This is a genomic window from Peribacillus muralis (assembly GCF_001439925.1).
Lineage (GTDB): Bacteria > Bacillota > Bacilli > Bacillales > DSM-1321 > Peribacillus > Peribacillus muralis.
Genome location: NZ_LMBV01000002.1, coordinates 312,633 through 325,324 on the forward strand (window position 1 = coordinate 312,633; position 12,692 = coordinate 325,324).

15 protein-coding genes are annotated in these 12,692 nt (G+C 43.1%); 10 read left to right on the forward strand and 5 right to left on the reverse strand.

The window, feature by feature from the left end; all coding sequences use genetic code 11:
- The first annotated feature begins 86 nt into the window (after nucleotides 1-86).
- From ASU00_RS03815 to ASU00_RS03840, 6 genes are all read left to right on the forward strand, one after another.
- The gene (locus tag ASU00_RS03815) at nucleotides 87-449 is read left to right on the forward strand and encodes a hypothetical protein (RefSeq protein ID WP_057912108.1); all 363 of its coding nucleotides are present in this window, start codon (nucleotides 87-89) and stop codon (nucleotides 447-449) included.
- A 330-nt stretch (nucleotides 450-779) separates the two neighbouring features.
- The gene (locus ASU00_RS03820) at nucleotides 780-1,628 is read left to right on the forward strand and encodes a DUF72 domain-containing protein (RefSeq protein WP_057912256.1); all 849 of its coding nucleotides are present in this window, start codon (nucleotides 780-782) and stop codon (nucleotides 1,626-1,628) included.
- An 82-nt stretch (nucleotides 1,629-1,710) separates the two neighbouring features.
- Nucleotides 1,711-2,538 carry a sulfite exporter TauE/SafE family protein gene (locus tag ASU00_RS03825; protein ID WP_057912109.1) on the forward strand — a complete coding sequence of 276 codons (828 nt, stop codon included), beginning with the start codon at nucleotides 1,711-1,713 and terminating at the stop codon, nucleotides 2,536-2,538.
- A gap of 16 nt (nucleotides 2,539-2,554) precedes the next feature.
- A complete protein-coding gene (locus tag ASU00_RS03830; RefSeq protein WP_057912110.1) occupies nucleotides 2,555-3,946 on the forward strand; it encodes a bifunctional metallophosphatase/5'-nucleotidase in 1,392 nt (463 codons plus the stop codon).
- A 63-nt stretch (nucleotides 3,947-4,009) separates the two neighbouring features.
- Nucleotides 4,010-4,303 (forward strand): YunC family protein, encoded by a 294-nt coding sequence (locus ASU00_RS03835; RefSeq protein WP_377364188.1) that lies wholly within the window; start codon nucleotides 4,010-4,012, stop codon nucleotides 4,301-4,303.
- A gap of 178 nt (nucleotides 4,304-4,481) precedes the next feature.
- A complete protein-coding gene (locus ASU00_RS03840; protein WP_057912112.1) occupies nucleotides 4,482-5,579 on the forward strand; it encodes an HD-GYP domain-containing protein in 1,098 nt (365 codons plus the stop codon).
- 819 nt (nucleotides 5,580-6,398) lie between these two features.
- Here ASU00_RS03840 and yunB read toward each other — a convergent pair.
- Both yunB and ASU00_RS03850 read right to left on the reverse strand, forming a co-directional pair.
- Nucleotides 6,399-7,148: a sporulation protein YunB gene (gene yunB, locus ASU00_RS03845; RefSeq protein ID WP_057912113.1), complete on the reverse strand. Its 750-nt coding sequence runs from the start codon at nucleotides 7,146-7,148 to the stop codon at nucleotides 6,399-6,401.
- A gap of 87 nt (nucleotides 7,149-7,235) precedes the next feature.
- The gene (locus ASU00_RS03850; protein ID WP_057912114.1) at nucleotides 7,236-8,228 is read right to left on the reverse strand and encodes a M23 family metallopeptidase; all 993 of its coding nucleotides are present in this window, start codon (nucleotides 8,226-8,228) and stop codon (nucleotides 7,236-7,238) included.
- A gap of 185 nt (nucleotides 8,229-8,413) precedes the next feature.
- On the opposite strand from ASU00_RS03850, the gene lipA reads away from it, so the two are divergent.
- Nucleotides 8,414-9,328 (forward strand): lipoyl synthase, encoded by a 915-nt coding sequence (gene lipA, locus ASU00_RS03855; RefSeq protein ID WP_057912115.1) that lies wholly within the window; start codon nucleotides 8,414-8,416, stop codon nucleotides 9,326-9,328.
- Between the two features lie 48 nt (nucleotides 9,329-9,376).
- On the opposite strand, the gene ASU00_RS03860 is transcribed toward lipA, so the two are convergent.
- Entirely contained in the window at nucleotides 9,377-10,033 is a 657-nt protein-coding gene (locus ASU00_RS03860) for a YhcN/YlaJ family sporulation lipoprotein (RefSeq protein ID WP_057912116.1), read from the reverse strand.
- 113 nt (nucleotides 10,034-10,146) lie between these two features.
- On the opposite strand from ASU00_RS03860, the gene ASU00_RS03865 reads away from it, so the two are divergent.
- Entirely contained in the window at nucleotides 10,147-10,422 is a 276-nt protein-coding gene (locus tag ASU00_RS03865) for a YutD family protein (RefSeq protein ID WP_057912117.1), read from the forward strand.
- A 30-nt stretch (nucleotides 10,423-10,452) separates the two neighbouring features.
- Here the strand turns inward: ASU00_RS03865 and ASU00_RS03870 are convergent, their stop codons facing one another.
- Nucleotides 10,453-10,740, reverse strand: a complete 288-nt coding sequence (locus ASU00_RS03870) for a hypothetical protein (RefSeq protein WP_057912118.1) — start codon at nucleotides 10,738-10,740, stop codon at nucleotides 10,453-10,455.
- A gap of 68 nt (nucleotides 10,741-10,808) precedes the next feature.
- The gene (locus tag ASU00_RS03875) at nucleotides 10,809-11,075 is read right to left on the reverse strand and encodes a DUF3055 domain-containing protein (RefSeq protein ID WP_057912119.1); all 267 of its coding nucleotides are present in this window, start codon (nucleotides 11,073-11,075) and stop codon (nucleotides 10,809-10,811) included.
- A gap of 339 nt (nucleotides 11,076-11,414) precedes the next feature.
- On the opposite strand from ASU00_RS03875, the gene ASU00_RS03880 reads away from it, so the two are divergent.
- Both ASU00_RS03880 and ASU00_RS03885 read left to right on the forward strand, forming a co-directional pair.
- Nucleotides 11,415-11,852 (forward strand): DUF86 domain-containing protein, encoded by a 438-nt coding sequence (locus tag ASU00_RS03880; protein WP_057912120.1) that lies wholly within the window; start codon nucleotides 11,415-11,417, stop codon nucleotides 11,850-11,852.
- Nucleotides 11,853-11,874: 22 nt separating this feature from the next.
- A complete protein-coding gene (locus ASU00_RS03885; RefSeq protein ID WP_057912121.1) occupies nucleotides 11,875-12,642 on the forward strand; it encodes a TIGR01457 family HAD-type hydrolase in 768 nt (255 codons plus the stop codon).
- Nucleotides 12,643-12,692 lie beyond the last annotated feature (50 nt).

The following is a 12,692-nucleotide window of genomic DNA, read 5'->3' on the forward strand; positions in this document are numbered from 1 at the left end:
GTAAAGAGGAAATTCTTGATCTGCCAAGGGACGAGCATTTTGATTATGAGAAGATATTTCTTTGCCTCAAAATATGTGATAGTGAAGTGTTGAAAAAAGTCTTCCTGCCTCATGAGTTAAAATTTCATGAAGAACAACGGCAGGACAATCGACGCCATCCACTTAAAAAAAGTAAAAGGAAAAAAAACTGGCTCGATTATAATTATAATCAAATGATTATCGATGAACATGAAGGCAGGAGAATCGATATTGTTCTTGAAAGTAAAGATGGACGGTATGTTTCTGAAAGTAAGGTGAAAGCTAGATGTGATTATCTGGATGGATATCTTAATTCATTAATAGTGGGGGCAAAGTTGTTCCATGGAACGGCAGAGTTTGAAGAGAATATAGATGATTATTATTTTAAATTCTATCTGGAGAATTTAGTTAAATACAATATGCTAGGATGAAGCTTGTTAATTTTAAAATTGTGCAATCCGGACCTTGATTCATAAAACTTGATGCGATCTGAAAAGAGTATTATCATTAAACTAAAAAATAAGGACTTAAAAGATTGACAGCTTCAATCGATCAAGTTCGAAATGGAAGGCTCCATCGGAGAATGATCGGGTGCCTGTAAGGTGATAGAGCATAACCATTCATACGAAAGCCTGCCGGGGAGACTTGGCAGGTTCTTTAGTTTTTAAAGTGAAGGTAGTCGGCATAAGCCAAGATTATTGCGTCTTTAAGGGGGTAAAATATAGGATCGGAAGTTTGTCCAAGGAGGAGTGATGGTACAGATGATTTATGTTGGTGTGACTGGCTGGGGCGATCATGATCGTTTGTATGATGGCGGCGTGCCTCAGCGTGATAAACTGAAGGAGTATGGGGCCCATTTTCCTGTTGTGGAGGTGGATGCCTCGTTTTATGCGGTTCAGCCAAAGCGCAATAGTGAAAAGTGGGTGTCCGAGACGCCTGCATCCTTTCAATTTGTCGTTAAAGCGTATCAGGGGATGACGGGACATCAGCGTGGGGAAATTCCATTTGAAAGTAAAAAGGACATGTTCAAGGCCTTTCGTGATTCTCTCGAAGCTTATGATACGGCAGGTAAGCTCGCGATGGTCTTGTTTCAATTTCCACCATGGTTTGACTGTAAGCGGGAGAATGTCGATTACTTACGCTGGTGCAAGCTCGAGATGGGCGATATGCCAGTTGCGATAGAATTTCGGAATCAAAGCTGGTACAGACCCGGCATGATCGAGCAAACTTTGGAATTTATCGAAAAGGAAGGCTGGATTCACACGATATGTGATGAGCCGCAGGCTGGGGAGGGCTCGGTTCCTGTCGTCCTGCATGCCACTGATAAAGATAAAACCTTGATACGGTTTCATGGCCGCAATCTGCATGGTTGGCAGAAGAAGCAAGCGGGGGATAATTGGCGGGAGGTCAGGTATTTATACCGATATAATCATCGGGAATTGACTGATTGGGTGGCGAATATCAGAAAGTTGGAAAAGCAATGCAAGGATGTATATGTCCTTTTCAATAATAACTCTGGCGGAGACGCAGCGGATAATGCCAAGCAATTGATCGAACTGCTTGACATAGAATATGAGGGGCTTGCTCCTAAGCAGCTTGGTTTGTTTTAAGCGGCGATATATAATTAATGAAGATGATAGACAAGCTAGCTAAGAATGCTTGACTTACAACAAGGTAAAGGCGGATTTGTACATGGTGTGGTTAGTATTGGTAGGTATTGGATTAATAGCGGGATCAATCGGCTCTCTGGTCGGTCTAGGGGGTGGCATCATCATTGTGCCTTCCCTTTTGTATTTTGGAACATCGACGCATATAATTGATGAACTGACACCCCAAGTTGCGGTCGGTGTTTCAACCGTGATCATGATTTTTACCGGTTTATCTTCCACTTTAGCGTTTGTAAAGCATAAGGTGGTCGATTATAGGGCCGGCTTAATCTTTGTCATAGGCAGTGCACCCGGCGGTATAATTGGCGCCTATGTGAATAAAAGCCTGAATATCGAAGCCTTTTCCTTATATTTTGGAATGTTCATGGTTTTCATGGCCATCGTGTTATTGGTGAAAAACCGCTTGAAGCCGATGGTCTTCAAGCCTGGGAAAGGTAAAATCGTAAAAACGTATAAAAATGAAAGTGGACATGCCTTTACATATGGATATCATCCGTTACTAGCGGTATTGATTTCACTTGTCGTGGGATTTTGCTCCGGTTTATTCGGAATAGGCGGTGGCGCCTTGATGGTTCCCGTCATGATGCTGATCTTCTTTTTTCCGCCGCATATGGCGGTGGCAACATCCATGTTCATGGTATTCCTGTCTTCCATCACGAATTCGATTACACATATTTCGCTCGGCAATGTAAATTGGCCATATGCTTTAGCCCTGATTCCGGGAGCATGGTTCGGTGCGAAATTGGGGGTATGGATTAATACGCGGCTTAAGAGCGCATCGCTGGAGAATATGTTGAAAATAGTGCTGATAATCATTGGGTTACGACTTATTTACCAAGGGATTACCGGATAAGCGAGGAGGAAAGATGATGTCAGAAATCATTCATTTATATCACACCAATGACCTTCATAGTCATTTTGAAAATTGGCCTCGTATTGATAAGTTTCTTAAAGAAAGAAAACAACTTCATCAAGAAACGGGGGAAGAAGCGATCATATTGGATATTGGAGATCATGTCGACCGGTGGCACCCTTATACTGAGGGCACCTTGGGGAAAGGAAATATTGAACTGCTCAATGAAGCGGGCTATCAATACGTGACTATCGGCAATAATGAAGGAATCACTTTACCACATGAAGCATTGGATTCCTTATATGATCATGCAAAATTCAAGGTCCTGGCAGCGAACATTTATTACAGGGATCATGAACGTCCGGATTGGGCGCTGCCATATTGGATACATACAACGGCAAAAGGCACGAGGATTGCGCTGATAGGATTGACGGCCTTTTTTCAAAAGTTTTACTCTGCGATGGACTGGGAACTGACTGAACCATTCGAGGAGTTAAAGAAACAGCTTGAAGCGATCAAGAACAAGGCAGACGTTATCATCATCCTCTCACACCTTGGCATCAACGATGATGAAAGGATGGCAGAGGACTTTCCGCAGATTGATGTCATCCTTGGCGCACATACCCATCATATCCTTCACCATGGGAGGCTGGTAAATGATGTGCTCCTATGCGGTGCCGGAAAATATGGTTTTTATGTTGGACAGGTAGAAATGACCATCGATCGTGACAAGCGAATATCCAAACAGACTGCCATGCTTTATGATACCAATGATTTTTCGGAAATCGAGGCTGAACGTTCATGGATTGAAGATATCTACAAGACGGGTGCCCAAACGCTTAACGAGGTAGTGGTGGACTTACCGGAAGCGCTGGAAAATGATTGGTTCAAAGTGAGCACCCTTACGAAAATCCTCGGGGAGGCGTTAAGGGAATGGAGTAAGGCTGATTGCAGCTTTTTAAATGCCGGGCTCCTGCTTGATGGCTTGCCGAAGGGATCAGTCACGAAAGGTGATATTCACCGAATATGTCCGCACCCGATCAATCCGTGTATCGTTGAAGTGAATGGGAATGAATTAAAAGAAATCCTCATGCAATCGCGGGATGAGGAGTGGCCTCATATCCAGGTGAAAGGCTTCGGTTTCCGGGGCAAAATCATGGGAGTCATGCATTATGATCAAATTGGATTCGAGGAAATGGAGAACGGGGTCGTTAAAGCGATCTTGATAAATGGCGAGAAATTAGACGCTGACAAGTCCTATAAACTGGCAATACCTGATATGTTCACATTTGGCCACTTCTTTCCGAGTATTCAGCGCTCCAATCGCAAAGAGTACCTATTACCCGAATTCCTACGGGATATCTTATTATGGAAACTGAAAAGAATATATAAAGAAGCGAAAAGCTAACTCACGGTTTCGCCCTTTTTTCATAAACTATGGGGAAGAGAGGGGCGAAATCATTTGATTAGCATGATACCAATAATACTAGATAGTCATACATTCTTGGCCATTTCTGTCCGACTTCCGAAAACGAATTTGCTTGCCGTGGCGTCCGAAAAAGGGTATATAATGTGCGGTGCGTTAGATGTGGGGCTGCTCAATGAAAAATTAAGTGATCGTAAAATCCTTGCAGGCAGGGCCACCGGTGTCAAGTCGATTGAAGAGCTTTTGGATGCACCGCTTGAATCGGTTACGTGGGAAGCTGAGGCAATGGGCATCTATCCCGGAATGGCAGGCAAAGAGGCATTAATCAAAATGATCTGAAAAGGCGGGCTTTCTTTTATCCAGAAGGGGGCCTTTGTTTTATTTCAGCTATTTTCCCGGATATTTTTCAATAAATATTTTTAAACGGATTCATTTATGAAAATATTTTCCGATAATCCTTATAAAGGAAGAAACGGTTTTGATATATAAATCTTGAATGGGGAAATGGAGTACAAGTATGAGGCTAGCTATTACAAAGTCTTTAAGCCCTGGAGCCAGGCTCGGAAAAAACATTCATAATGAGCGGGGACATATCTTATTGCGCGAAGGTTTAACATTAACACAGAAAATGATCGATCGACTGGTTTCCTTGAATGTTCCCTTTGTCTATATTCAAGATTCAAGGACGGAGGACATTATTCCAATGCCACCAGTTTCCGGGAAGCTTAGGAGAGAAGCCATTACTACGATTGAATCCACGTTCCAGAATATGAAGAACAAAATCAACCTGGATGCATCGTTCACGATAGAACAGGCTAACGTCAAGTTCACTCAGTTGGTCCGCAGCATCATGAAAGAGCTGAAAAGCAATAAAGAATTGATGACATTACTGGCGGATGTCTATACATACGATGATTATATCTTTACCCATTCCTTTAATGTGACCTTATACACACTGGCAATCGGGATGGAATTGAATATAAATGAAAAGAATTTGGAGACACTTGGTTTGGGAGCAATCCTGCATGATGTCGGTAAAATGCTCGTCCCCCTGGATATCCTTCGTAAACCCGGGAAGCTAACGGAGCAGGAATTCGAACAAATCCAGAAGCATGCCGATTACGGATTCCACCTCATCAAGAATATCCATACCATCTCACTTATCGTTGCCAATTGTGCCTACCAGCACCATGAAAGGTTGGACGGGTCAGGCTATCCACGTGGCATAAAAGGGGACGAAATTCATTATTATGGTAAAATCATTGCCGTCGCCGATGTGTTTGACGCAGTTACGTCAAATCGGGTTTACCGCAAAGCGCTGCTGCCGCATGAAGGGTTGGAGATCCTTTATGCCGGAGCCGGGAAAAAATTCGATAATACGATCATTGAAGCTTTCCGCAGAGCCGTTGCCATCTACCCAAACGGTCTATCGGTTGAGCTGAATGATGGGAGAAAAGGGGTCGTATCCGCTCAAAATGAAGGGATAGGAGACCGGCCCATGATAAGAATCCTTGAGGAAAATGGGGAAAAGATAAAAGAGCCATATGAGGTGGACCTCAATAAAAACCTGAATTTACTGATCATGAAATGCTTAAATATACAAGAAACGGCCTAACCCTATAACAATTTTAAGGACACGCTGTCTGCATTTTGCAGACGGCATTTTTGGGGTTCCATCATACTAAAACTTTGTATTTCCCACCCTTTATGCACAGTGCAGTGGAAGGGAATGGTCGATGTACAGACACTCCAAACTGTAGACATGTAGTCCTATCCACGTATCAATACAGAGTTGAATGAAACAATCTGAGGTACACAGTTACTCGAGAGTTTATCCTTTGCATCCAATTTGAGGCGGTTTCTCATAAAAATCGCGTTTTTCACATCCAATCGGAGCCGCTTCTCGTCAATTTCTTGCGTTACTCGCGAATTTGGCACATTTACACGCGAGTTTCGTGATTTTACTCGCCAATTTGGGCTTTGCATAGCATTTGAGGCGGTGTCTCGCCTGCATACGGACAATTGGGATCCCATTTTTCTATCTTCGTATTCACACAGAGTGGAATGGAACGGAAGGTGCGACACTCCTGCGGGAAATGCGGTTTACGTGAGACCCCGCAGGCTGAAAGCTGAGGAGGCTCATGGATCGCCCGCGGAAAGGGAGCGCCTGCAGTGCAATGGAACAGTCTAGGTACAAGTCATCAAAACTATAGGCAATTAGAGATCTTATCTTCTTTATCACGCAAAGTGAAATGGAATGAACGAAGTCCAAAACCTCCAACAAGTGGGCGATAGGGTTTCCATCTTCGTATTCACTCAGACATAATTCACTCCGTAGCGTTTTTCTAATTATAGACAAAAGTACCCTACAAGATAGACTCTTAAAAGTGTCCATTCTATAGGGTACATTTTACTTCAGGATAAGCTGGCTTTTTCATTCCTTGTTTTCCTTCATGATGGCAGGAGCGACGGCTCCATTGCCATTACTGAAATAACTTGGCACATCACCTTCGATCAATAAGCTGCCGACTGTCACTTCCTGGCTTACCTTGGTCTCTTTAGTGAAAGAGGGAATGACGATTTGAATGTTCACATCAAAATCAACAATCAATTCATAATAAACATTGTTAATGCCTGCGTTCGTCAGTTTTGTCCTCAAATCCGATTCAACATTGCCAATCACTGACATTTTCACTGGGATTTCCGGTCCATAATTGGAAAGGAGGTTATTTCCGGTTACGACGCCTAACGGTATATAATAGACCACACTTTTATATTGTTCATCATTTAGTTTCGCTGAACCCGTTTTAAAGGGGTTGCCTTGTTTGATGCCAAGCTTCTTTTGAATATCGTTTGTAATGTTAGCGCGCAATTTGCTGTATATGACTGGATTGAAGCTATAGGAAGAACTGGTGCCCTTGCCAGCCTCATTGTTGGTGATGATTTCTTTCATATCGATTTTGGAGATATTCTCATCGACCGATTCATGGATCGTTTCCGTGGCAATCCGTTTGATCTCATATTCGGCTACACTCATGATAATAGGCTCGATTTCCTTATCAACGTACCAAAGTGTCATGATGCTTGAAATGATGAAAAGGATGAATGAATAAAGAAATACTTTACGGGTGGGGAGAGGCCCCTTTTTTCGGAATTTCATTGGGCGAAATCTTTTTCGGAACACGCTTTAGCCCCCTTTACTAATACCTATGCATCAGCTTCAGGGGAATATGTTCGAATCAAAAAAAAGCAGCGGGAAATTCCACGCCGCCTAGTTTTGCTTTTTGGCTAAATCCTTCCTTTCCCACATTTTTAAGTAAGGGTAAGGGTCAAAGCTCCATTCTGTACGGCCGTTGTCTTTATACATTCCATAATGCAGATGTGGAGGGAATTTACCGGATGTTCCTGGAGGGCCGTATCCTGTACTGCCCACTCCTCCGATGACTTGTCCGGGCTCGACAATATGTCCAACCTTCAAACCGTCGGTAAACCCGCTTAAATGGGCAAAATAATGATACGTATTATTTAAATCCCGTATCCCTATCCGCCATCCGCCGAATTTGTTCCAGCCCTTCATCTCAATGATCCCATAGCTCGTCGATCGAACCGGAAGGCTATAATCCGCAAAGATGTCCGTGCCTTCATGAATTCTTCTGCCTCCCCAGCCGCGAGCGCTTCCCCATGTATTCAAATACGTATAATGAGTCCGAACCGGAACCGGGAATGCTTTCTCCTGTAAATCCAAGCGGCCATATTTCTTATAGATTTCGGCATTGCCGATGATGATGCTGACGGCTTTGTCCCGCTTATAATAATTCCAAAGGCCGATCCGGATATTATCTTCATCGGTCCCGTAAGAGCGGAGTTGCTTTGAGAACGCATATAAACGATCTGTATCATTCATGATATCGGCCTTGCCATCACCATTTCCGTCCTCGCCCAAGCCGTCAAAAAAGGTAATCGTGAGCGGGTTCACATCATTTATGTTGGGGTTAAGGGCGCCTGTCCATTTTGAAGGCTCGATATTGATTCCTATCAACCCCTTTGCAGGCTCCAAATCCGGCCGGGCAAGCCTTATGCTATGCTCATATTGATCGGCACCAGCGAGATAATACCAAGGGATCTGGAGGGTTGCCTCCATATTTTTATATAGCTCCAATCTCCCTGCGTATGCGTCAGGGATTTCGACAGCCGCATTGGCCACGTGGCTAGGTTCATTCAAAATAAACAGACTAGCTAAGATATAAAGGAATATTCTTTTCAACGGGCAGCTCCTTTCAGGACACAATCGTATTTATAAAAACATCAGTCCGTCCATCTTTTATAGTTTTGCTGATTTGGCTTCAAACATGAAAAATAAATAATGGGAATCAATGTAGAACTTGTATAAATGCATTATTATTGTTAAAGTAGGGTGTGTTAATTTCTATAGAATGGAGTGACATTTCCGTGTCTTCTACAAATAAAGAAATTCTTCGAAAACCAGATTGGTTAAAAATAAAGCTGAATACTAATGAAAATTACCTAGGTTTAAAAAATATGATGCGTGAGAAAAATCTTCATACGGTCTGTGAAGAAGCGAAATGCCCGAATATTCATGAATGTTGGGCTGTACGAAGAACGGCGACCTTCATGATCTTAGGTGAAATTTGTACAAGGGCTTGCCGTTTTTGTGCGGTTACGACTGGACGTCCCAATGAACTGGACTGGGCTGAACCTGAGCGCGTCGCAGACTCCGTTGTATTGATGAATCTAAAGCATGTGGTCATAACGGCTGTTGCCCGTGATGATTTAAAGGATGGGGGCGCTGAAGTTTTTGCTGAGACGGTCCGTGCCATCCGCCGTAAAAATCCATTTACTTCAATTGAGGTATTGCCATCCGATATGGGTGGGGTGCATGAAAATATTAAAATTTTGATGGATGCCAAGCCAGATATTCTCAACCATAATATAGAGACTGTCAGAAGCTTATCCGACCGTGTCCGGGCTCAGGCTAAATACGAACGTTCATTGGAGCTGTTAAGACGGGCCAAGGAATTGTATCCGGAAATCCCGACAAAATCGAGCTTGATGGTCGGTCTAGGTGAAACACGGGAGGAAATCCTTGAAACGATGGATGACCTGAGGGCTAATAATGTCGATATCATGACGATCGGCCAATATTTGCAGCCGACCAAAAAACACTTAAAGGTTCTTAAATATTACACGCCCGAGGAGTTTTCTGAATTAAAAGACCGCGCTTTGGAAAAAGGTTTCAGCCACTGTGAATCCGGTCCGCTTGTCCGTTCTTCCTATCATGCGGATGAACAGGTCAACGCAGCCGCAAAGAATAGGCAAAGCAAAGGCGAGGAATTATTGAAATAGAACGAACGAAAGGACCGAAGCGGATTCGGTCCTTTCATTTTATGGAAGTTAGAGATTGTCCATTTTTTGCCTGATGTTATCGTGATGATCTTTCTTGTCGTTGACCATTTCACCGTTTTCATTTTCCACGTCACTCATTTTATATCCTTGTGGAGACTTGAGCATGCTTTTGATGGTCTGTTCAATCGTATAGTCAATGCCTCGGCTGCCTGATTTCAATGTAGCGAAATTCTCGACATTTTGGGCGAGGGTTGGATCATCACTTACATATACATGATAATAACGAGGGACGACGGACATGGCAGTGCGCTTCACTTGGTCTGCGGTATCCGTTCTATCCTTGGCATCAGTTTCATAAACGACCAGTACTTCCTCGTCAGTCACGAGGGTGGATACATCATTTACATTTGGGATCTGTACGCTCAGTTTGGAAATGACATCGGATAGTTGTTCACGATCAATGGAAGCGGTTTTATTGGAAACATTACGTCCATTCGTGGTCGTCTTATTTGTCCGGGTAAAGCCGAAATCATCACTCTTGTTATCATGATTACGATAATCCTCGTCATAGTACTTAGTAGGATTATTTACGTTTGTCGGGTTGTTTGCATGATTCTTTACGCCGAGCCCCTGCTCTTGTTTGTCAGAGCATCCGGTTAGTGCAATGATCGTGCCTAAACCTAACGTCATGATTGTTTTTTTCATCAATAACACCCCCATAACTTTAGGATGAACATATTTCTCTATTTTTCGCTTAGTAATTGATGGGGAATCAGTTATAATTTAAGGAAAGTATGTATGAATGAGAGGTGAAAGCAATGATTACCATCAATAACATGACCTATGAAATAATTGAGGATGAAAGGGAAGGCTATAACGAAGATGCCTTTAAAGCCAGGTACAGTGAGATCTTAACCAAATATGATTATATTGTCGGAGATTGGGGTTATGGCCAATTAAGGCTGCGGGGATTTTTTGATGATACGAATCAGAAAGCGACCTTTGACACGAAAATCAGCACTCTTAGTGAATATTTATATGAATACTGTAATTTTGGCTGCCCCTATTTCGTCGTGAAGAAAGTCAAGAAATAAAAAAGGCCAGAAATGCTCTGGCCATCCGAATCAAGAGCTTCCATACCCTTTGTAAGGAGGCTGTTCATCTTTTTCCGGATCATCATGTGTCGGATGAGCACCAGGGTATTTTCGTGGCAAGTCTTCGTGCAGCGATTTATTTTCATAATTGAAGGCACTTTGGTATCGTTGCCCTTCCTGCCATGGTGTATCTTTATTCTCAACTGGTGCATCCTTTGCTATCGGTGATCCAAAAGGTCCTTCGGGAAATTCTTCAGGGATTAAATAATCCCGCTGCTTTTCGACATTGGAGAAATCATGATACTTTTCTTTGTCCAAGGTAATCCCCCCCTCATGTAATCGTACATTCAGTAGGATTCCCCGTTTAGAAAGTAAACTTCAGCCGTTTAGACAATTTCCATTAAAAAGTGATTGAGTTCCTCCGCCTCCGCTTGTGACAACTGAAAGGCATGCTCAAGGTAGCCTTCTTCTTCCAAATCATCCGGCCCAATGATGGCGAAACGGTTACTTTGCATATTCAACACAAGCTTTTTCCCATAAAAGCGATCGGTTGTCGTGATCGCCAAATCATATCTTGATTCCTCTCCCATGAAACTGATGAACCGGGTTTTAGAATCAACGACATCGTTGTATAAATAAAAACGATCTTCCATTAGTATCACTCCCTTTTTAGTTATTTGTAATTACATCATAACAAAGCGACTTTAATAGGGGAACAGTCATTTTAGATTATGACGTGCGAGATGTCCAGCATCAATTAAGGGGTTGAAGTAAACCATACAAAGGGTACCATCATGGCGGTAGTAAAAGGGTTATTGGGCCATTCATTAAAGGAAAGGGTCGCTTGCTGCAGCTGAAGGAATTGAGAGTGTGGGAGAAGCTATGGTATCATCAAGGAATAAGGCTGGTTTGGCATAGGATATGCCAAGGCTTGCCATTCAATTTTAGATTGTATTCCCATATCATCTTAGATCAGAAAGGATCTGTAAAACATGTACTTTGTAGACCGTCACAAGATTGAACAACTATTAGTTTTTCTTGAAAAGCAGCTTGGACTTTTTGAAGGGCTAGATAATTGGGATGGAGACCATTCGGAGCTTATCGCAGAAAGGCTCATACATACATCCATCGATTCCGTGCTAGATGCGGGAAATGCGATCATTGATGGGTTCATCATGCGCGATCCAGGCAGCTATGATGATATTATCGATATTCTCCATGATGAAAAGGTCATTGTCGAGGATAAGGCGATGCAATTCAAAAAGGCGTTGCCGCTAAGAAAAATGCTGGTTCAGGATTTCATCGAAGTCGATCACCAAGAGCTGCATTCCGTATTCAAGGAAAACATCGAGGCATTCAAGTCATTCCCGAATTCAGTGAGGGACTATTTAACAAACGAATTGGGACCTGTATCAGCTTTTAAAAACTAGCAGCGTTAGGAAGGCGAACTAAATGAAGTCGTATAAAGGATATTTAATTGACTTAGATGGTACCATGTATCGCGGGACTGAACAAATCGCGGAGGCGGCTGGGTTTATACATGACTTAAGGAAGAGGGATATCCCTTATTTATTCGTAACGAATAATTCGTCCCGGACCCCGGCACAGGTAGCCGATAAACTGAGGAGCATCGGAATTGCCACGGAAGATGAGCAAGTTTTCACGACAAGCATGGCGACTGCCAATTACATAGCCGAACAAAAAAAAGATGCATCCGTCTATGTAGTGGGTGAAGAAGGCATCATCGAGGCTCTTAAGGACAAAGGAATGAAGCTGGTGGAAGAGCATCCAGACTTCCTGGTGATGGGCATTGACCGTGGTGTTAATTATGAAAAGCTGTCAAAGGCCTGCCTGGCAGTCCGGAATGGCGCTGTCTTCATTTCAACCAACGGGGATATTGCCATTCCTACCGAGCAAGGCCTTTTGCCTGGGAATGGTGCTTTAACATCCGTTGTTTCCGTTTCGACTCAAGTACAGCCGATTTTCATCGGTAAACCTGAATCGGTCATCGTCGAGCAAGCGCTCCAAGTTTTAGGGGTTCCTAAAGAAGATACGATCATGGTCGGCGATAACTATGATACCGATATCATGGCTGGCATCAATGCAGGCATCGATACCTTGCTTGTCCATACCGGGGTAACGACTGCAGAACGCCTGAAGCAGTATAAGCAGCAGCCAACCTATGTAGTCAACACGCTTGACCAATGGCACTTCGAATGAATAAAAACCAGGTCTGCCCTTAGCAGCCCTGGTTTTTTTGTTGCCGCATC

Excerpts from the sequence above, each read along its gene's own strand:
- ASU00_RS03875 (WP_057912119.1), bottom strand. The coding sequence starts at position 11,075 with ATGGAAGATCGTTTTTATTTATACAACGATGTCGTTGATTCTAAAACC.
- ASU00_RS03820 (WP_057912256.1), top strand. The coding sequence starts at position 780 with ATGATTTATGTTGGTGTGACTGGCTGGGGCGATCATGATCGTTTGTAT.
- ASU00_RS03835 (WP_377364188.1), top strand. The coding sequence starts at position 4,010 with ATGATACCAATAATACTAGATAGTCATACATTCTTGGCCATTTCTGTC.
- ASU00_RS03885 (WP_057912121.1), top strand. The coding sequence starts at position 11,875 with ATGAAGTCGTATAAAGGATATTTAATTGACTTAGATGGTACCATGTAT.
- ASU00_RS03860 (WP_057912116.1), bottom strand. The coding sequence starts at position 10,033 with ATGAAAAAAACAATCATGACGTTAGGTTTAGGCACGATCATTGCACTA.
- ASU00_RS03865 (WP_057912117.1), top strand. The coding sequence starts at position 10,147 with ATGATTACCATCAATAACATGACCTATGAAATAATTGAGGATGAAAGG.
- ASU00_RS03825 (WP_057912109.1), top strand. The coding sequence starts at position 1,711 with ATGGTGTGGTTAGTATTGGTAGGTATTGGATTAATAGCGGGATCAATC.
- ASU00_RS03880 (WP_057912120.1), top strand. The coding sequence starts at position 11,415 with ATGTACTTTGTAGACCGTCACAAGATTGAACAACTATTAGTTTTTCTT.
- ASU00_RS03840 (WP_057912112.1), top strand. The coding sequence starts at position 4,482 with ATGAGGCTAGCTATTACAAAGTCTTTAAGCCCTGGAGCCAGGCTCGGA.
- ASU00_RS03830 (WP_057912110.1), top strand. The coding sequence starts at position 2,555 with ATGTCAGAAATCATTCATTTATATCACACCAATGACCTTCATAGTCAT.